The following is a 19,345-nucleotide window of genomic DNA, read 5'->3' on the forward strand; positions in this document are numbered from 1 at the left end:
TAGTCGGGCGCTTTACCGTCTCCACCCGTGCTTCGCAGGAGACGGCGCATCCCGGCGGGTTCAGACGCGCATGCGGGTCAGGGTTTCATGTCGAGTGGCTGCTTGAGCCACTGGCGCGATAGCGCGTCGAGCTGGCCGCTTGACTTCTGCGCAGCGAAGATGGCGTTGACCGCTTCGAGCATCGGCGCATCGCCCTTGCGCACCGCTGCGCATACCGGCGAATTCATCAGCAGCAGCTTCTGCGCGAAATGCTTCTGCGGATTGTCCGCCAGCAGCTTCGCGCCGACGATATTTCCTGTCGCGAGAAAGTCGGTCTGCCCGGACAGGAAGCCCGCCACCGCCGAACTGTTGTCCTGATAGCGGGAAAACAGCGTGCCCGGCGGGGCATTTTTCGTGATGAACAGATCTTCCTGCGAGCCCGTCACCACGCCGATCTTCTTGCCGATCAACGCGCCGACATCCGGCAGCGCTTCCGCTTGCGGACCGAATACGGCTGTGTAGTACGGCGCGTAGGGCGCGGTGAAGTCGATCACCTCGGCGCGCTGCGGGTTCTTGCCGAGATTGAGTACGAGATCCACCTTGTTCGTGACCAGGTAAGGGATCTTGTTGGCCATTGTGACCGGCACGATCTGCAGTTTCACGTGCAGTCCGGCGGCAGTCAGCTTCGCAACTTCGACATCGTAGCCGTGCAATTGCATGTCGCTGCCGACCGAGCCGAACGGTGCGTAATCCTGCGGTACCGCCACGCGGATCACGCCTGCTTTCCTGACGTTCTCCAGTGTATCGGCCTGCGCGATCGACGCATGGCCGAGTACTGCAACGATGCCCGCGATCGACAGCAATGCCGCGCTCATGCGGCGCCTGAACGTAGTGAAAGGGCTCATCGTGCGGACTCCGGAATGGACTTCAAGAAGGCGTGGAAAGCTTCATCGAACGCGGCGGGGGTTTCCAGCATCGGCGAGTGGCCGCTGTCGGTCATTGCGGCAAGCGTACTGTTGGACAGACCGTCAAGCAGACGCTGCATGTGTTCCATCGTGCGGCCGGCGTCGTGCGCGCCCCACACCACGAGCGCCGGCAGCTTCACGCCCGGCAGATGCGGACGCATGTCGGTTTCAATGAGTGACGACTGAATGTCGATCATCGCCGACAGCGGCGCGGCCTTCGCACGCTCCACGTAGCCGTCGAAAAACGGCTGCGGCAATTCTCGGAACCAGTGCGCGCTGATTTCGCGCATGGTGTCGATGCCTTCCACTTCGAGTTGCGCGAGGAGCGCACGACCGAGCGCGTGATTGGTCATCGAAGGTCCGGTGCAGACCAGCACGATGCCGCCGAGCTTGTCCTGATAGCGCACTGCGGTCATCTGCGTGACGACGCCGCCCATCGAATGGCCGACGACAATCGGCTTGTCCAGTTCGAGCCGGTCGATGAAGGCAGCCACGCGTCGCGCGAGTGCCTCGATCGTGAAGCCGTCGGGCGGTGCGTCCGAGCGCAGGAAGTTGTCGATCGCAAGGCCGCGGAAGCCGGGCGGAAGCGCGTCGACCGTGCGTTGCCAGAGTTCGGACGAGCTGCCGAAGCCGCCGTGCAGGAAGATCACCGGGCGTCCGTTGCCGCCGCTGTCGGTGTAGTGAACTCGCGCACCGTCAAGTCTGATGATGGGCATGATTGCTCCTTGTTGGATGAGGCGAGTATCCGGCGGCAAAACTGGCGCGCCAACGCTCATTTTTGTTATTTGACGCAAATTTATGGGCAATGTAACTTTTTTGAGTCACGGGTCCGCTCAGCACCAGTACGGGTTATCGAATGGAGACTTTCCGCGCTATTGGCGAACGCCTCAAATGGCATCGCCAGCAAATGAAAATGACCGCCGACGAGGTGGCCGAAGCAATCGGCGTCTCGCGCGCGCTGTTGCACCGCTACAAGTCCGGCAACATCGTCAAACTCGAAACGTTGGAGAAATTCGCACGCGTGTACGGTATGTCGCCGAGCACGCTGCTCGGTCTCGGCGCGGAGTATCTGACGGACGGTTTCCGGTTCTTCGAGCGGGTGGCGAGTCTCGAGGAAAAAGCGGAGCGTGTGTCGGTGGTGTTCGGTCCGCTAATCTACGTGCTGAGTTCGCCGGGCTATGACCGCTCACTTGCGCGCAGCCTGCACGATCCGCAAGATATCGAACCGCTCACGCCCGCCGAAGGCAAACGACTCTTGCAGGTGCTGGAGCGGCGCAAGGCAATCTTCCGGTTCCGGCAACCGGCGATGGTGAACATCGTGCCGCTCAGCAGCGTGGAACGTTATCTGGCAAACGGGCTCGCGGTCACGGCCGACAAACCCTACGCGGAACGTGCGGAATTGCGGCGCGAAGCCGCGCGCGAAATTGCCCACATGGCGGACCTGATCGCGTCACCGCCCATGCACGTGCAGATCGGCCTGACCACCCAACCGTTGCCGACGTCTGGCTACCAGATCATTCATGCTGGCGGACGCCGTTACCTCGTCAACAGTCCGTTCAGGATCGGCCAGCCGACCAACCTGCGCTACGGCGTGGGCACCATTACGGAAGATCCGGAAGCGCTCGCCAAGCACGATCATCTGACGAACACGTTGTGGCAGGCGTCGCTGAAAGGCGCGCAGGCGGAGCACGAGCTGCGCAGGCTGATCAAAAAGTATTCGGACTGACGTGCGCGCAAACGCGCGCGGTTGATCTGCGATTCTGGACGACGCGGCCTTTCCACAATCACAGGGCAGGCATGCTTTTGCGCTGGCAAAGAAGAACGCAACCGGTCACTCGCGGCCGCGTGGCAGGCGCGCACGCGTCATCGAACAGAAGCTTCCGGTCAATCTGCGTCACGAAACTATCGTGCGACCTACGCAGAAACGGATGTCGACCCTTCACTTTGTTTTTTTCCACAACTTTCCTTCGCTCCACGGCCGTCCAGTGTGCCGTGCGGCATATCCATGATCTGCGTGTAAAGCGACGAATGACTCAGGCACGAAGTACGGGTGGCGAGCCGGCATTGGCCAGGGAATGTACTGATTAGAATACTTGTGTATACCGAAGTACTCTGAATCGAAGCAAACCGGATTGATGTGAAAGCATCGCGAGCGCGACATCCGGCAACCTTTGAACAACGGGAGCTTCGGAATGGTTGACTATGATGTGATCGTCGTGGGCGCGGGCAATGCTGCGCTGGCCGCGGCTGTGTCCGCGCGTGAGAACGGCGCGCAACGCGTTGTCGTGCTGGAAAAGGCGCCGCGCGCAATGCGCGGCGGCAACACGCACTGGAGCGGCGGCGTGTTGCGCTTTGCGTTCGACGATCCTCGCGAGATCGGGCCGTTGCTGCCCGGTGTCGAGAAAGAATTCGAGGATTTCTATGAAGGCATCCAGCCGTACACCCGCGACGATTTTCACGGCGATCTGATGCGCGTGACGAGCGGCCAGACCGATCCTGTGCTGTCGCACGTGCTGGTCGACAACTCGAAAGACACCGTGTTCTGGATGCACGAAACCGGTCAGATCAAGATGGAGCCGGCCGTCAGTCTGACGGGCGTGCGCAAGGGCAATCAGATCATCTGGGCGCGCGGCCTCGTGGTGCGAGCCGAGCACGAGGGTGTCGGTTTGTCGCGCGGCTGGTTCGCGACGGTCGAGAAGATGGGGGTCGAGGTGCGTTACGGCGCGTCGGTCACGGCGATCCTTCAGGACGATAGCGGCCGCGTGTGCGGCGTGCGCATCCGCGACGACGAGGGCATCCATGAACTGGGGGCGCACTCGGTGATACTCGGCTGCGGCGGCTTCGAGGCAAACGTGCAGATGCGCACGCAACATATCGGACCCCTGGTCGGTGGCGCGAAAGTGCGCGGCACGCCCCACAATCAGGGCGACGGCCTGCGGATGGCGATGGCGATCGGCGCGATGCCGTGGGGTCAGTGGAGCGGCTGTCACGCGACGCCCATCAGTGCGGACTGGGGTAACTTCGCGCCGCGCGAAATGACGGATCGCAGCAATCGTCTGAGCTACCTGTATGGCGTAATGATCAACCGCAAGGGCAAGCGTTTCGTCGACGAAGGCGAAGACGGCGCGATGTTCACGTACGCCAAATACGGCCGCGCCATTCTCGCGGAACCAGGCGCAAAGGCGTACCAGCTATTCGACTCGCAGACGGTGCATCTGCTGGAACCGCGCTATTCGACGAGCGACCCGCTGACAGCCGACACGCTCGAAGCGCTGATCGAGCAGCTCGATATCGACGACAAACCGCGCGCGATCCAGACTCTGCGCGAGTACAACGAGGTTGCGCATGACGCGTCGGACGGTTTCGACCCAACCGGCAAGGACGGTCTGTCTACCCACGGTCTCACGCCGGAAAAAACGAATTGGGCGTTGAAACTGAACAAGCCGCCGTATTACGCGTATTCGGCGACGGGCGGCATCACCTTCACGTTCGGCGGAGTCAAGGTAGACGAGGAAGCACGCGTGATCGGCACCGACTGGCGTCCGATTCCCGGTCTCACTGCTTGCGGCGAAATGGTCGGCGGACTCTTCTACGACAACTACCCAGCAGGCACCGGACTAGTATCGGGCGCGACCTTCGGGCGTATCGCGGGCCGCACGGCCGCGCGCGCTTAAGTGGAGGACACAGGCAACATGACTCAGCCACAACCTGAAAATGAGCGCGAATGGTCCGTCGCGAGGCGGCTTGCGCAACGCATCGCCGCATTCGATTCAAAGAACGTGACGCCCCGCGCGCTCGATGCGGCGCGCACGGCGATCATCGACACGGTCGGCGTAACGCTTGCCGGTTCCGCCGAAGCCTGTGTGCGGATTTTGCTCGACACGCCAGGTATCGCGCAGGCGCCCGGCGCCTGCACGGTGTTCGGCACCAACGTGCGAACGTCGGCGCTCGAGGCGGCGTTGCTCAACGGCACGGCATCGCACGCGCTCGACTACGACGACTTCAGCCAGCCAATGGGCGGCCATCAATCGGTGCCGCTCGTCGCGCCGCTCCTCGCGCTTGCCGAGGAGCGCAAGCTGTCGGGCCGCGCGGTGATCGCCGCGTATGTGATTGGAATCGAGACGGAAATACGCGTCGCGCGAGCCGTGAATTTTCATCACTACGACAAGGGCTGGCATCCGACTGCCACGCTCGGCATCTTCGGCACGGTGGCCGCAGCGAGCCATTTGTTGAAGCTCGATGGCGAGCGCATCGCGGTGGGGCTCGCGATTGCCGCCTCGTTCGCAGCGGGTTTAAAGGCGAACTTCGGCACGATGGTCAAACCTCTGCACGTCGGCCATACATGCCGCAGCGGACTGATGGCCGTGCTGCTTGCAGAGCGCGGTTACACGGCCAATACCGCTGCCATCGAGCACAAACAGGGTTTCTTCAATGCGTTCAACGGTGCCGGCCACTACGACGCCGCGCGCATCTTCGAGAACTGGGGCGCGCCGCTCGAAATCGAAAGTGCCTCGTTGGGGCTCAAGCAGTTTCCCTGCTGCGGCAGCACGCACCCCGCGATTGCCATGGCGCTCGCGCTCGTGCATGACGAGCACGTCACGCCGGAACAGATCGAGGCGATTCACATCCAGTCGCACAAGCGCCGTCTGCCGCATACGGACAACCCTGATCCACAGACGCCTCTCGGCGCGAAGTTCTCCGTTCAATATGCGGTCGCACGGGCGCTGGTGGATGGCGTCGTACGGCTCGAGCATTTCGAGGGCGACGCGCATCGCGATCCGCGCGTGCGCCGCCTGCTTGCCATTACGCGCACGAACGCGCATCCCGACATGGCCGAGAACGCGGAGCATCAGTTCGGCGCGGAAGTGACGCTGACGCTGCGCGACGGACGCGTGCTGTCGCGCCGCATCGACAACCTGGTCGGACGCGGCGTCGACAATCCCATGTCGACGGACGAGATGTGGGAGAAGTTCTCCGATTGCAGCAAGCGGGCAATCGGTTCGTCGGAAGCGCTCTCGCTTTACGAGCGGCTCGAAGCGTTCGAGGACGTCCCCGATATCAGCAACATGGCACGGCTCTTCGCGAAGCGCGCAACGCCGGGCCGCGACAGCAGCAACAAACATATGGCGTCGCCGCCTGCGACCATCGTGGCGCCGTCGGGCAACACGTCGGAGGAAACCAGCTGGGTGCCGTGATCAGGCAGCATCAATCAGTCAGCGCCAGCAGGGCAAAAAACAACGGATGGAGACAGACATGCTGAACGTTTTCCGCTTATCTGGAAGTGGCAGCAGGTGCGTGTGCGGCGCGCAGGAGACATACGATGAATGACGAACTCATTGCCGCTCGCGTGGACCGTCTGCCCGTCTCGCGTTTTCATAAGCGTTTGCTGCTGCTCGTGAGCCTGCCGTTTTTCTTCGACATCAGCGACATCTTCACGTTTTCCTACGCTGCGCCGGCGTTGGTCAAGGAATGGGGTCTGCAGATTTCGAGCATCGCGATGCTCACGTCGGCAGGCTTTTTCGGCATGTTCGTGGGCGCGACGCTCGGCGGCATGCTCTCCGACAAGATCGGACGCAAAAAAGCGCTGATTATCTACGTGGTGTTCTACTCGGTTTTTTCGCTTGCCAACGCGCTCGCGACCGATATTCCGATGCTGATGATTACACGCGTGCTGACGGGCGTCGGCATCTCGTCGGCGACGGCGGTCGTGATGGCGTACATCGCCGAGCTGTTTCCGGCGAAAACACGCGGCACGTGGCAGAGCTGGGCGATGGTGATAGCGTTGTCGGGCATTCCGATCACGAGCTGGGTTGCAAGGCTCGTCGTGCCCTCGGGGCCGGACGGCTGGCGCTGGATTTTCGTGTGGGGCTCGCTCGGCATCGTGTTTCTCGCGTTCAGCCGGTATTTCCCCGAATCGCCGCGCTGGCTCGCGCGCCAGGGGCGCACGGACGAAGCCGACCGCGTGCTGCGGGCCATCGAAGCGGAAGTCGAAAGATCCGTTGGGCCGCTGCCCGAAGCGCTCGCCGTCGTGCGTCCCGCCGAGGCACGCGCGCATTGGACGTCGATGTTCAAAGGCCAGTACATCGGCCGCACCATGACGTTGTGGGCCATCTGGATTTTCCAGACGTTGGGCTTCTACGGCTTCCAGGCGTGGGTGCCCACGTTGCTCGTCAAACACGGCATCACCATCGTTCATAGCCTGACGTACATCACACTGATTAACATCGGTGCCGTGCCGGGCGCGCTGATCGCGGTGTATCTCGCCGATCGCGTCGAGCGCAAATTCAGCATTGCGGGCGCGGCGGCGGCAATCGCGGTATTCGGCCTGCTGTACGGCTTGAGCTTCAAGCCGGCGCTGATCGTGTCGTTCGGCTTTCTCGTGGGCATGCTGATCCAGACGTTCGCTGCGCTGTGCTATGCGTACACGCCCGAGCAGTATCCGACCGACATCCGCAATACGGGCGCGGGCTTCGCGTACGGAATGGGACGGCTTGCGAACGTCGGCAATTCATTCATTGTGGCGGCCATCTTCACGAACTTCGGTTACGTATGGGTTTTCGTGTACATCGCGGGTGCGTGGCTCGCGACCTCGGCGGTCACGTTGCTATTTGGCGCGCGGACAACGGGGCGCCGGCTGGAGACGCTCAATCCGGTGCACGAGGACAGTGCGGATGAGCGACTCGACGGACACGTACTGCGTCATGGCGAGCACTGAAGGGGACAATGTAATGGCAGAGACGAACGAGGTTATTTCTCCCGCACGATCGCTCGCGGAGTTCGCGCATTCACTGGAGCCGGCTGCCATCCCGAATGAGCTTCGGCGCAAGGCGACGCATCATATCGTCGATGCCATTGGACTTGCGTTCGCTTCGCGTCGCTTCCCGTTTGCCGAACCGGCGTTGCGCGGATGCGCGGCGGCGGGCGCGCCGGGGGCTTCGACCGTGATTGGCGGCGCGCAGCAACTCGCGCCGCGTGATGCGGCGCTGTCGAACGGCTTCCTGATGCACGGGCTCGATTTCGACGACACGCATCCGCTCGCCATCGTCCATCCTACGGTTGCGTGTCTGCCCGCTGCACTGGCGATCGGCGAAGCGCTCGATGCGTCGTGGGACGAACTGCTCTCGGCCTACGTTGCGGGCATGGAAACGTGCATACGCCTGGGCATTGCCGTGAAGGGCGGTTTCCATCACACGGGTTTTCATGCAACGGGGATCGTCTCTCATTTCAGTTCCGCGGTCGTGGCGGCGAAGCTGATGGGGCTCGACGTCGCGCAGCTTGTTGCGGCTCAGGGTATCGCGGCGAGCACGGCGGCGGGCGTGCAGGTGTTCCTCGAAGAGGGCGCGTGGACAAAGCGGTTGCATCCGGGCTGGGGCGCGCTGGCGGGCATCACGGCCGCGCATCTCGCCGCGCAAGGGTTCAAGGGGCCGTCGCGTCCGTATGAAGGTCGTTTTGGCCTGTTCGATTCGCACTTGCAGCAGCACGCGGGCGATGTCGACGTGCCGTCTATCGGCGCGAAGCTCGGCGACGAATGGACGCTGATCGGCACCGCGATCAAGCCGTACCCCGTGTGCCATTTCATTCATGGGTGCGCTGAAGCCGCGTTGCGTCTGCACGATGCGAACACAAACGTGGACGACATCGAAGAAATCGTCTGTCTGCTGCCCGAGCCGACCCTGCCTATCGTCGCCGAACCGGCCGCCGCGAAGAGGTTGCCTAGGAACGACTACGAAGCAAAGTTCAGCACGCATTTCGTGGTGGCGACTTGCCTTGTCCGCGGGCGTTTCGGTCTCGCCGAACTCGAAGACGAAGCGTTGCATGACGCGGCGATTCTGAAGCTCGCGTCAAAGGTGCGGTGCGCTGCCGATCCGTGTGCGGATTTTCCGCGCTATTTCTCAGGCCACGTGACGTTGACAATGCGTGATGGCACGCAGCGCAGCGAGCACGTGCCCGTCAATCTGGGAGGCGGCGAGCGTGCGCTGGGCGAGACAGAGATCGTACAAAAGTTTCGCGGAACGGCAGGACTGGTGTTGCCGAACGACAGGGTGGAGGCGTTGCTCGAGGTATTGCTCTCGCCTGGGCAACGTACGGTAAGGGCGGTTACGTCACTGCTGCGCGCAGAATGACGATTTGACTTGGCGGAAATACCCGGCGCGTGCATTCGATGGCGCCGGGTGCCTTGTCCCGGTTAAATCACGCCGAGCCCGCTTTTATCTCCGAACATCATTTTCAAGCGTAATTCGGTGGCCGCCGCCACATGCGCCTGCGCGGTCCGTTCCGCGGCATCCGCGTCGTGCCGCGCAATGCACGCGACGATTTCACGGTTCTCCTTGAGTCCGCTTTTGATGCGTCCCGGCATGGAATAGGTGGTCGTGCCAAGCAGCGCGAGCGCGTCGATCAATACGTTAGATGTCTTGAACAGATATTCGTTATGGGCCGCCGCGATGATGATGTCGTGCAACCGCCGGTTGAGCGCGGCGACTTCGTCGGGCGCCTTCGCGCGTTCGAGTTGCACGAGCATCTGCTGCATGGACTGGATCTCGATTGCCGAAGCGTGCTCGGCGGCGAAGCGCGCGGCCGCACCGACCAGCACCTTGCGCATTGCGTACAGTTCCATGACCTGCTTTGGCGACAACTGCACGACCACGTATCCGCGCGGCGGCGCGAAGCGCACCATGCCTTCCGCTTCGAGCCGTTTGAGCGCTTCGCGCACCGGTGTGCGGCTCACGGCGAGTCGCTGCGCAATATCCGCTTCGCGTAAGCGTTCGTTAGAACCCAATTGCCCGCTTCGTATTTCCTGGCGCAACTGGTTGTAGACATACTGCGCAAGCGATCCTTGTCCGGGGTCCGCCGCCACATCGGCTTCTTCGATCGTTACGTTGGGCTTGGCAGTCAAGGCTAATCTCTCGTGTCTTCGTGAATCGCATTTGAAACGGCGCAGTTAATCAGCGGCTTTTGATCAGTATAGGCCGCGCGCTCACCGCAGACAGTCCATCAGGCCGCGCACGGCGAGCGGTGCCTCCGGGTGAAGCGTGAGCGACATCACGCGTTCGCCGCGACTTTCGTCGAGCGCATCGTACAGAAGGCCGCGCGCCTTTTCGACGATGACCTCTGCTTCCACTGGACGATGCCAGCTGCCGAGCGGCGCATCGCAGCGTGCCTTCACATGTCGACCGCTTTTGAGATGCACCGCCAGGTCGACATGCATGGCGTCGAGCGCGCCGCTCACGGCGCTGTCGGCATTGAGCGTGAAGCGTTCGAGCAGTGCACTGACATCCGGCGCGAACCGGCGTGCGTCGCTGAATGAACGAGGTGTAACGCGTCCGTCCAGCAGCGCGACGCAGGTCGCATATTGCCACGAAAATTTTCCGTCCAGACCAGTGTGTGGTTGCGGTCGGTCGATATAAGGCATGGACGGTGCGTGCAGTTCAATGCGTTCGATTTCGTCGGCGACGAATCCTTCGATCTGTGCGCGCACGTCGAGGGCGGCTGTAATGGCGTAATGTGTCGCGAACTGCGAAGGAAAGAGCTTCCACGCAAGGCCAGGCTCGAGCAGCCGGCCACGGCCGATGGGCGCGAGCAGACAATCGCCGTCGAAACCGTCGCCGAAATAGGCGTGGCCCCAGCCGCGCGGGCCGCTCAGCGCGTCCGGGCTTGCCGTAAATCCGCGTGCTGCCAGTAGCGCAGCTTCCAGTCCATGCGCGTCGGCGTCGCCGCAATGGAGCGCTTTTGTCTGCGAGCCGATGTTGGCGAGCACGCCGCTGCTGCGCGACGCCGCGATGTTGAGCGCCGCCGTGGCTCGCTCGCTCTCGAGACCGAGCAAACTCGCACATGCGAGCGCCGCGGCGAGCGGCCCGACCACGCCGGGTGGATGCAACGTCAGCTGTGCGGGTTCGATCTGTCCAGACGCGACGCGCAGGCGGCCTTGCGCTTCGATACCTCTTGCGAGTGCTTTCAGCAGCGCTTCGCCTTGTGGTTCGCCATTGGCGTTTTCGAGTTGCTCGGCGAGCGCGAGCAGAGCAGGCAGTAACGTCGAGACCGCATGATTCGGCGGATTCCACATCGGTTCGAAGTCGAGCACGTGCATCGACATGCCGTTGATGCGAGCCGCGACCACTGCTGGTGCGCTAAAGCCGTGACCGATCACCGTCGACGCACCCTCGCTCAGCTGCTGGTCTTTTGCGAGGCTTGCCATCAGAGAAGGGCCGGCCTCCGTCGCGCCTGCCGCCGCGACGGCCAGGCCATCGAGCAGGATCAACCTGCTACGTTCGATCAACGGCGTGTCGTCGGCCTGCCAGGTGAGAAGACATTCGGTCAATGCTTGTGCAAGATTGGTCATGGTGGCCGCCGCTGAATGATTCGAGCACTGTGTGAACGTTCGAGTACGAGTGTATACGATCGTACGCACATGCGTATCAAGGTCAGCGCAGGCGGTCGCGACGCGTAATTTACGCTTGATCAGACATGCTTGAAGTAGAAGGTCGTCCCGCAAAACGCGCCATCCGGCATGAGGGCGTATTTCGGCACCACTCCAACGCGCTGCCAACCCGAGCGTTGATAGAGCCGCTCGGCATCTCCACCCGTAACAGTATCGAGCACGAGCACGGTCTTGCCTTCCTCTCGCGCGACTTCTTCGACGGCTGCCATCAGGCGTTGCGCAATGCCCCGCCGCCGGCTCTTGCGGGACACCAGCATTTTGGCAACGTCGGCGCGATGTGGCTGGTTTTCCGGCTGCAGCAGGATCAACTGCACGGTACCGAGAATCTGGCCATCGCGATCTTCGGCGACCAGCACTGCGCGCTCGCCGCGCGCCACCCCCTCGGCAATGCCGCGCCAGAAAGTCACTGCTTTCTCATGTGATAGCGGCAGCATGAAACTGACCGAAGCGCCGCCCTGAACGCAATCGACCAGTACATCGGCCAAGGCCTCCGTGTAGGCGGCAGCCTCCTTGGGACCGATGCGTCGTATGGTTACGTCGTCGATCATGCATTTCTCCGGGAATGGGTAGAGGGAAGGGTGGCCAGTGCGACGAGGTAGCGCGCCGGCGCGGAGGCAGGATTACGAAAGACGATCGGACGATCGAGGCGCATCGACAGGCAATCGCCGGTCTCGAGGCTCCAGCATTGATCGCCGACTGTGATTTCCATGGTGCCCTCTATGATCCAGACCTGCTGATGGATCTCGGTGTCGCGCATCGAGGTTTCATAAGCGACACGTTGACCAGCCGGAAAGCTCACTTCAACGAGCTGGATTGGCGAGCGCGTTGCAGCCGACAAATTGCGGCGCACGTATCCGGACTCTGGATCAGTCCATCGCACTTGATCAGCGGCACGCGCGATCGGCGAGGGCCTGGCGACAGGTACGTCTACTTCTTCGAACAGCGAGGCAAGTGTTACCCCGAAGGCAGCAGCGAGTTTCTGAAGCACGGTAGCCGTAGGACTGCTCTGACCTCGTTCAATGAGCGAGATGTTGGAACGGCTCACTTTGCTGTGTTCGGCCAGCACGTCGAGCGAGTAGCCGTGAGCATTGCGAAGTGCGCGTACACGGTGTGCAATCACCTGGTTGATATCCATGCTTTCCAGCATAGTGGAAAATAAAATCCAGTACAATGGAACTGGAATTCTCGCGCACCATACAACCAAGCTTTACAGCAGATTCAGCCGAGCATGGCTAAAGCAGTCGTCAGCACGGCACGCTTAAATTTGTTGGCGTGCCGCGGCAAGGAAGAGAAGGGGCTCAGCACGTGGCTATAGGCGACAGTTTTGCTGATGCCATTGGCGAGCATCATGAACATGATGTCGGGATCCTGCCGCGAAATCTCACCTGCGTCGATCGCATCGACGACCAACGGCACGAACGCGTCACGAAACGGTCGCACCACCCGCTCGATGAGAAGGTCGAGGCGATCGCCCGTCTCGGTTGCGGCAGTCGAAAAGAACATGCCGACGTCGGGCGACAGGAACACCTGGTCGATCAGTATCGATACGGCGCTCTCCACGCGCGCTCGCGGCGCCGAATTCGAACGCTGCCGTAATGCGGCGATTTTCGCAACCATGGGCGCCGCTTCGTCGGCGATCTGGTCCACCACGGCGATCCACAGCGCTTCTTTCGAGCCGTAATGATGCGCAACCAGCGCGGGGTCGACACCCGAGGCCCTGGCGATTTCGCGCACGCTTGCCGCCTCATAGCCTCTCTTCGCGAACGCCCCTCGGGCGCTGCGAAGCAATGCGTCGGCGCCGCCCGCGTCGTTGCACGCTGGACGGCCGCGCGATCGACGCGGCGTGGGATTCGTCGCGCCGCGCTGTGCTTGATCGGTAGGATGTTTCATCGGCAACGGTAGATCGTGTTCGTGGAGAGTCCAGAATTTTAACGGGTCCCGGCCCGCGCATTTCGGCGGTCGCGGTTTGACATGAACCGTGCGAAACCGTAGCATCGTAATTATTCATCACGCGTAGAATATTTAACCATGCACAAGACCACCCGGATCGTCATCGTCGGTGGCGGTATCGCTGGACTTCTGCTCGCGACGAAGCTGGGCAACACACTGGCCCGCAGCGGCCGCGCTCAGGTCACATTGATCGACAAAAGCGCAACCCACATCTGGAAGCCCATGCTGCACACAATCGCGGCCGGCACTCGCGATGTGCAGCAACAGCAGGTCATCTATCTCGCCCACGCCCGCGATCACGGCTTCAACTACCAGCCGGGCGAAATGGAAGGACTGGATCGCAATGCACGTGTGGTGAAGCTGGCTGCACTGCGTTCGCCTTCGGGTGAGATCGTGATCGGACCACGCACGGTTGAATACGATGTGCTCATTCTTGCGTTAGGCAGTCGCGCCAACGACTTCGGGACGCGAGGCGTACTCGATCATTGCCATTTCATCGACAGCCAGGCGCAAGCTGAAGCCTTTAACGAAGCACTGCGTATCCGCATCTTCCAGAGCGTTGTGACGAACAGTCCGCTGCGCGTGTCAATCGTCGGCGCCGGCGCGACCGGCGTTGAACTGGCGGCCGAACTGAGCCGCCTGCTCGAAGTGGCCGCGAGCTATGGCGATCCTCACATCCGCTCACGCCTGAACCTGACGCTTTTTGAAAGCGCACCACGCATCCTCGCGGCATTTCCGCAGGCGGTGTCGGAATCGAGCGAGGCACAGCTGCGGCATATCGGCTTCACGGTGCGAACGCGCACGCGAGTGACCGCCGCCGAACCCGACGGACTCCAGTTGGACGACGGCAGCAAACAGCCGGCAGATTTGATGGTCTGGGCAGCGGGCGTCAAGGCCTCCGATTTTCTGGGCAACCTGGATGGGATCGAGAGCAATCGTTCCAATCAGATCGCGGTCAGGCCGACGCTGCAGTCGCAGGAAGACGACACACTGTTTGCCCTCGGCGATTGCTCGACGTTGACGCTCGCCGGCAATGAACGTCCTCTCGCACCCACCGCGCAAGTCGCCACGCAACAGGCCCAACATCTCGCCAGGCACTTGCCGACGTGGCTCGGCGGCGGCTCATTGCCCGACTTTGCATTCCACGACTTCGGCGCACTGGTGTCGCTAAGCGATTACAACGCCTTTGGGACGCTCGGGCAGTTCGGGTTCTTCCGTGGCGGGTTTATCAAGGGCCGATTCGCGCAGCTCAGTCACGCCATGCTCTACCGGCAACATCAGCAGGCTTTGCACGGTTTCGGCAAGGCCATGACGTTGTGGACTGCCGAGCGGATCAACGACCTCGTGCGGCCGAAGATAAGGCTCAGCTGAACGCCGCCTGAGGTTCGACAGGACTACCCATGGATCAATCCGTGACGGCCGACATTGCTATGGAGACCCTCGACTGGCCCCGCGCAACGAGAACATCTGGCATCCGAGACGCCAGAACACCGGCTTCGCGCATTACGTCGCTTCCGCGCTGAGCAGAGGGTTAACGCGCGTTCTTTCCAGAACGCTTCCCAGATATTCTGAGTCGATCGATTTCCCGACCGACCGGTCGGGTGGGCGAAACGTTGTTGTCCTTATGGAGAAAATTATGTTTGCCCGCCTGAGTGCCCGAGTTTTTTCTCCATCAGTCCGGCGCTCGAAGAAAGGGCGAGGCATGATGCCGCTTTTGATTGCGGCGCTCGCTGAAACACTATTTCTCTCCGCATGCGGTAGCAGTATCGACCACCCACCCGCCCAACCCGCGAGTCCGACGGTGGCTCAACTCACCGCTACGTGCGCTGCGCTCACCGGGCAGGTTCTGGCCGGCGTGACGGTTACGTCGGCCACGCGGATTGAGGCCATCACGAACGTCACCACGGCTGGCATTTGCAAGGTAAGCGGGACACGGGCTCCCTATCTCGACATCGAAGTCGACGTGCCTGACAACTGGTCCGGGCGCTATTGGCAGAACGGCGGCGGCGGGTTCGATGGAACAATTCCGACCGCTTTCACGATCACGAATAATTCGATCACAGCTGTATCGCCGCCGCTTGCAAAATGGGCGGCGGTCTATGCAGCCTCTAACGGAGGCAATCGCGCCAGCATACCCTCAGAGGCTGCCCCCGCAGTGTGGGCGACAGGAACGTCCGATGCTCAATTGTCGGCGACTGATTACGCATACCAGTCAGTAGGCACCACGCTAGGTTTCGCCAAGGCCGTCATCAACGCCTTCTATAAAACGCCAGCAACGCATCGCTACTTCAACGGCTGCTCCAACGGCGGCCGCGAGGGCTATATCGCGGCACAGCGATGGCCAAATGATTTTGACGGCGTCGTTGCGGGCTGTGAAACAGAAGACATGGCAACCCAGACGGCTTTCTGGCTGACCATTGGGCAACGCAATGCTACCAATACGGGCCTTACCACCGCTCAATACCAGGGTGCCTACGCAAAGGCGGTTGCGGCGTGCGATACCGAAGATGGCGCCGCTGACAATTACCTCGCGAACCCGGCTGCTTGCAAGTTTGATCCCGCGCAACTGCAATGCGGCCTTTCGAGCGCAAGTACCGACCCTTCCGTGTGTCTTTCTGCAGCTCAGGTGCAGACGCTGAAGACGTATCAGTCCACGCTCACTCTTTCTGATGGAACGGTCCTGTACGCCGGTATGAACTGGTCCGACTATTCCGCCTTCGGCTCTCAATACGGATTACTCGGAGGCGGCTTTGCGTTGATCGCCACCGGCGATCCGTCATGGCTGACGACGGCCAGGCAGGCAACTTTCGACGTCAATACCGACTACCCGGCTCTTCAGGCGGGCCTCCAGTCGACTAGTGCGGATCATGATCTGTCCGCTATTGCGAAATTCGTCGCCTCGGGCAAAAAGTTGATCTCGTGGCATGACCTAGGCGATAACCTGCTGTCTCCGAATGATCACGCACGCAATGATGCCAAGCTCACTGCGCTGATCAAAAACATGGGCATAGCCGATCCGACCACTGGGACGAGGCTGTTCATGGTACCGGCAAATTCACACGGACTGGGCGCGAATCTGGCGCTCCCCAACAGCGTCGATTGGACGAGTGCCATCATAGCGTGGGTGGAGCAGGGCACGGCGCCCACACAACTGACCTATACGTTCACCACCTCCGCCAGCACGCAGCGCAGCTTGCCGGTCTGCCTCTATCCTAAGGCTCCGCACTATTCCGGAGGAGGAGACGTGAACGCCGCCGCAAGCTGGTCCTGCGTGTGAGTATCTCGGGCATTGCTTCTTCGTCAAACCGTATGATTCTGCGGGCCATGTCATGATCCGAAGACTTTGCGCAATGAATGGTAGTTGCACGCAAAGCTATGCGCGCTGTGCGGATGCTCACTCACGGAGGTGCTAACACGTAGAAACGTTCAAGAGTTCCGACGATAGATGTTCGTGTCGCTCGAAAAGGCTCGTTCTGAGTGAGTGCTGCCAAAGCTTCGATCAGTCGAAAGGATGCTACTTCGACAGCCAGATGTCCTCGTACGCCCCTGGTGCGCGAAACGCGACCGACCTATCCCGGATCGCTCGTTAGTGCGGACACGGGCTTGAACGCCACTGCCGCCGCGATTGCCACGATGCACAAAGAGTTCCGCCATGAAGTCGCGAAACGCTGATTCATTGCCCTTGTCCGCGAGGCTTGCGATGTTGATGGTCGAAGGAGCTTGCTTACTTCGCTGGCTTACGCGCATGGACGATATAAAATTAAAGTGACCGCATTGTGGGCGATACCGGCTGTCAGACCTGCATGCCTTTTCGAATGATGACCCAATGTGTGATGTTCGTGGAGCTTTTGCCGATACCTTTGAGAGTCTTGGCGTCAGATGACAAGGTGACGGTTTGACCGATTATCGCGGATGTGGCGCGACTCAGCGGTTCACAGTCATGTGTGGATCCGGTGCTAATGCAGGTTGCGTCCTGCGTCAGTCTGCGCCGATTGTCGGCGATTGAGGCCCCGGTGTCGACTGACCGCTTCTGGCCGGTCACTGTCTGGCGGCGATAGCCGGCGCTGAAGCGAACACCTGAACTTGTCGGCATCCGGCGCGCCGGCCGTCATCCCGTTGCCCGGCCGCCCTAGCTCCCGCTTACATACCCCCCATCCACTGGCAACGTCACGCCCGTAATGAACGCCGCGCCAGGCGACGCGAGAAAGAGCGTCGCGCCCACCAGATCCTCGGCTTCACCCCAACGCTTGAGCGCGGAGCGCGCGGCGATCTTATCCGCGGCGACCGGCGATTCCCACAGCGGGCGCGTCATGTCGGTGCGGTGGTAGCCCGGCGCGATTGCATTGATGCGCACGCCTGCCGCCCCGAATGCATGCGCGAGCGAGCGCGTGAGGCCCAGCACGCCGGTTTTGCTCGCGCAATAAGCGGGCACTTCCACATCCGCGATATAGCTGAGCATGGACGCAACATTGATCACACAGCCTTTCGCGCGTTCGAGCTGCGGCCGCGCGGCCATGGTCAGACGCATGGCCGCCGTGAGATTCACGTCGAGCACTTCGCGGAACACGTCGTCGCGGTATTCGTCGAACGGACGCGCGACGCCCGCCGCGTTCACGAGCACGTCGAGCGTGTCGAGGCCTGAGAGGAACGACTGGATCGCTTCCGCATTCCGCACGTCGAGTTGGGCGAAGCGAATCGGCGACCGCGTCGAATCTGCACGCAGGATGTCCAGCTTCGCCAGCGAACTGCCGGTTGCGATCACCTGCGCGCCGAGCGAAGCAAAACCTTCGGCAATGGCGAGCCCGATGCCGCTCGTCGCGCCTGAAACCAGCACGCTCTTGCCATCGAAGAGGCCAGGTCGAAACGCGTTCAGATGCTGGGTCTCAAACATGCTCATGTCTGCGCCTCCGATTTACGCGCCGCTTCCATGCGCGCGCCGTAGCTATCCATCGCTCTCAGCGCGGCGACTACCATCGCGGGTTCGACGGGATACGGCTCGTTGTGAATGATTTCGCCCGCACGGCACGCGCGTGCCGCGACGGTGTGCAGCGCGGCGGTGTCGGTCGCGTCGACATGGATCTGCTCGAGCCGCGTGGGCAGACCGACCGCCCGGCAGAAAGAGAAGACGCGGTCGCGTTCGTCGTCGGCAACGGTCGAGAGAAAGAGCGACGCCAGCACCCCGATCGCTACTTTCTCCCCATGCAGAAGACTGTGCGATGACGGCAGATCGGCAAGGCCGTGATGAATCGCGTGGGCGGCGGCCACGCCGCCCGACTCGAATCCGATTCCGGACAGCAGGACGGTCGCTTCGAGCGTCGCGTCGAAGTCGGGCGTGACGAGTTGCGCGCGGCAGTCGGCGACCGCTTGCGGCGCGTGCGCGAACAGCATGTCGCGGCAAAGCCGCGCAGCTTCGAAAGCGAGCGCGGTGCCGCGGCCGCCGCACAGATTGCCCGCGTAGGCGCGGCGGCAGGCGTCGGCTTCGTAGTACGTGGCGAGCGCGTCGCCAATGCCGGCGATAAAAAATCGGACCGGCGCCCGCACGATCAGGTCCGTGTCGAGCAGCACGAGATCCGGATTGCGCCGCACGAAGCGGTCGCGGACCACGCGCCCTTCGTCGTCGTAGATCACGGCGAGCGCGCTGCAGGGGGCGTCGGACGCCGCGATGGTCGGCACGCATACGAACGGCAGACGAAGGTCGTCCGCCGCCGCGCGGCCCGTGTCGATCACCTTACCGCCGCCGAACGAAACCACGATATCCGCGCCGGTCGTGCGGACCCAGTCGGCGGTCTCCGCGACGGCGCGCTCGGTGCAGGCGGCATTCACGCGGCGCACCTGCAGCGCGACCTGGTCGGCGCGTTCAACCGCGGGCTCGATCAGACTCGCGACATTCGCGTCCACGAGACAGGCTGCGCGCGTGCCCAGCCTGGCGAGTTCCGCGTCGAGCGTGTCGAGCGCGCGTGCGCCCTGCACGTAACGCGAAGGGAAGATACTGGTTTTCAGCATGGTGTCGGTACCT

Annotated in this window: 16 protein-coding genes; 7 read left to right on the forward strand and 9 right to left on the reverse strand. The window is 62.0% G+C overall.

The features are described from left to right. Positions 1-77: 77 nt before the first annotated feature. Positions 78-884 (reverse strand): transporter substrate-binding domain-containing protein, encoded by an 807-nt coding sequence (locus tag AAGS40_RS26540; RefSeq protein WP_345817490.1) that lies wholly within the window; start codon positions 882-884, stop codon positions 78-80. After that, complete coding sequence (locus AAGS40_RS26545) at positions 881-1,660, reverse strand: alpha/beta hydrolase (RefSeq protein WP_345817491.1); 780 nt, start codon at positions 1,658-1,660, stop codon at positions 881-883. Before AAGS40_RS26545 ends, AAGS40_RS26540 begins: the two co-directional genes overlap by 4 nt. Before the next feature lie 140 nt (positions 1,661-1,800). Between AAGS40_RS26545 and AAGS40_RS26550 the strand changes: the two genes are divergently transcribed. From AAGS40_RS26550 to AAGS40_RS26570, 5 genes are all read left to right on the forward strand, one after another. Then, on the forward strand, positions 1,801-2,670 hold the full coding sequence (locus AAGS40_RS26550) for a helix-turn-helix domain-containing protein (RefSeq protein WP_345817492.1): 870 nt from the start codon (positions 1,801-1,803) through the stop codon (positions 2,668-2,670). 466 nt (positions 2,671-3,136) lie between these two features. Then, a complete protein-coding gene (gene tcuA, locus AAGS40_RS26555; RefSeq protein ID WP_345817493.1) occupies positions 3,137-4,618 on the forward strand; it encodes an FAD-dependent tricarballylate dehydrogenase TcuA in 1,482 nt (493 codons plus the stop codon). Positions 4,619-4,636: 18 nt separating this feature from the next. Further along, positions 4,637-6,139: an MmgE/PrpD family protein gene (locus AAGS40_RS26560; protein WP_345817494.1), complete on the forward strand. Its 1,503-nt coding sequence runs from the start codon at positions 4,637-4,639 to the stop codon at positions 6,137-6,139. Positions 6,140-6,264: 125 nt separating this feature from the next. Beyond that, positions 6,265-7,659 carry an MFS transporter gene (locus tag AAGS40_RS26565; RefSeq protein WP_345817495.1) on the forward strand — a complete coding sequence of 465 codons (1,395 nt, stop codon included), beginning with the start codon at positions 6,265-6,267 and terminating at the stop codon, positions 7,657-7,659. Further along, positions 7,616-9,067 (forward strand): MmgE/PrpD family protein, encoded by a 1,452-nt coding sequence (locus AAGS40_RS26570; protein ID WP_345817496.1) that lies wholly within the window; start codon positions 7,616-7,618, stop codon positions 9,065-9,067. The genes AAGS40_RS26565 and AAGS40_RS26570 overlap by 44 nt, the downstream gene beginning before the upstream one ends. 62 nt (positions 9,068-9,129) lie before the next feature. Here AAGS40_RS26570 and AAGS40_RS26575 read toward each other — a convergent pair whose 3' ends face one another. From AAGS40_RS26575 to AAGS40_RS26595, 5 genes are all read right to left on the reverse strand, one after another. After that, positions 9,130-9,837, reverse strand: coding sequence for a GntR family transcriptional regulator (locus AAGS40_RS26575; protein WP_345817497.1), 708 nt, complete (start codon positions 9,835-9,837; stop codon positions 9,130-9,132). Between the two features lie 81 nt (positions 9,838-9,918). Then, positions 9,919-11,280 carry an MmgE/PrpD family protein gene (locus AAGS40_RS26580; protein ID WP_345817498.1) on the reverse strand — a complete coding sequence of 454 codons (1,362 nt, stop codon included), beginning with the start codon at positions 11,278-11,280 and terminating at the stop codon, positions 9,919-9,921. A gap of 119 nt (positions 11,281-11,399) precedes the next feature. Then, on the reverse strand, positions 11,400-11,927 hold the full coding sequence (locus AAGS40_RS26585; RefSeq protein WP_345817499.1) for a GNAT family N-acetyltransferase: 528 nt from the start codon (positions 11,925-11,927) through the stop codon (positions 11,400-11,402). Then, the gene (locus AAGS40_RS26590; protein ID WP_345817500.1) at positions 11,924-12,514 is read right to left on the reverse strand and encodes an XRE family transcriptional regulator; all 591 of its coding nucleotides are present in this window, start codon (positions 12,512-12,514) and stop codon (positions 11,924-11,926) included. Before AAGS40_RS26590 ends, AAGS40_RS26585 begins: the two co-directional genes overlap by 4 nt. 83 nt (positions 12,515-12,597) lie before the next feature. Beyond that, on the reverse strand, positions 12,598-13,269 hold the full coding sequence (locus AAGS40_RS26595; protein ID WP_345817501.1) for a TetR family transcriptional regulator: 672 nt from the start codon (positions 13,267-13,269) through the stop codon (positions 12,598-12,600). Between the two features lie 138 nt (positions 13,270-13,407). Between AAGS40_RS26595 and AAGS40_RS26600 the strand changes: the two genes are divergently transcribed. Beyond that, entirely contained in the window at positions 13,408-14,700 is a 1,293-nt protein-coding gene (locus tag AAGS40_RS26600; RefSeq protein ID WP_345817502.1) for an NAD(P)/FAD-dependent oxidoreductase, read from the forward strand. 265 nt (positions 14,701-14,965) lie between these two features. Next, positions 14,966-16,606 carry a tannase/feruloyl esterase family alpha/beta hydrolase gene (locus AAGS40_RS26605; RefSeq protein ID WP_345817503.1) on the forward strand — a complete coding sequence of 547 codons (1,641 nt, stop codon included), beginning with the start codon at positions 14,966-14,968 and terminating at the stop codon, positions 16,604-16,606. Positions 16,607-17,458: 852 nt separating this feature from the next. Here the strand turns inward: AAGS40_RS26605 and AAGS40_RS26610 are convergent. Then, a complete protein-coding gene (locus AAGS40_RS26610; protein ID WP_345817504.1) occupies positions 17,459-18,226 on the reverse strand; it encodes an SDR family oxidoreductase in 768 nt (255 codons plus the stop codon). Next, positions 18,223-19,332, reverse strand: coding sequence for a glycerol dehydrogenase (locus AAGS40_RS26615; protein ID WP_345817505.1), 1,110 nt, complete (start codon positions 19,330-19,332; stop codon positions 18,223-18,225). Before AAGS40_RS26615 ends, AAGS40_RS26610 begins: the two co-directional genes overlap by 4 nt. Between the last annotated feature and the right edge of the window lie 13 nt (positions 19,333-19,345).

This window comes from Paraburkholderia sp. PREW-6R (genome assembly GCF_039621805.1).
GTDB lineage: Bacteria > Pseudomonadota > Gammaproteobacteria > Burkholderiales > Burkholderiaceae > Paraburkholderia.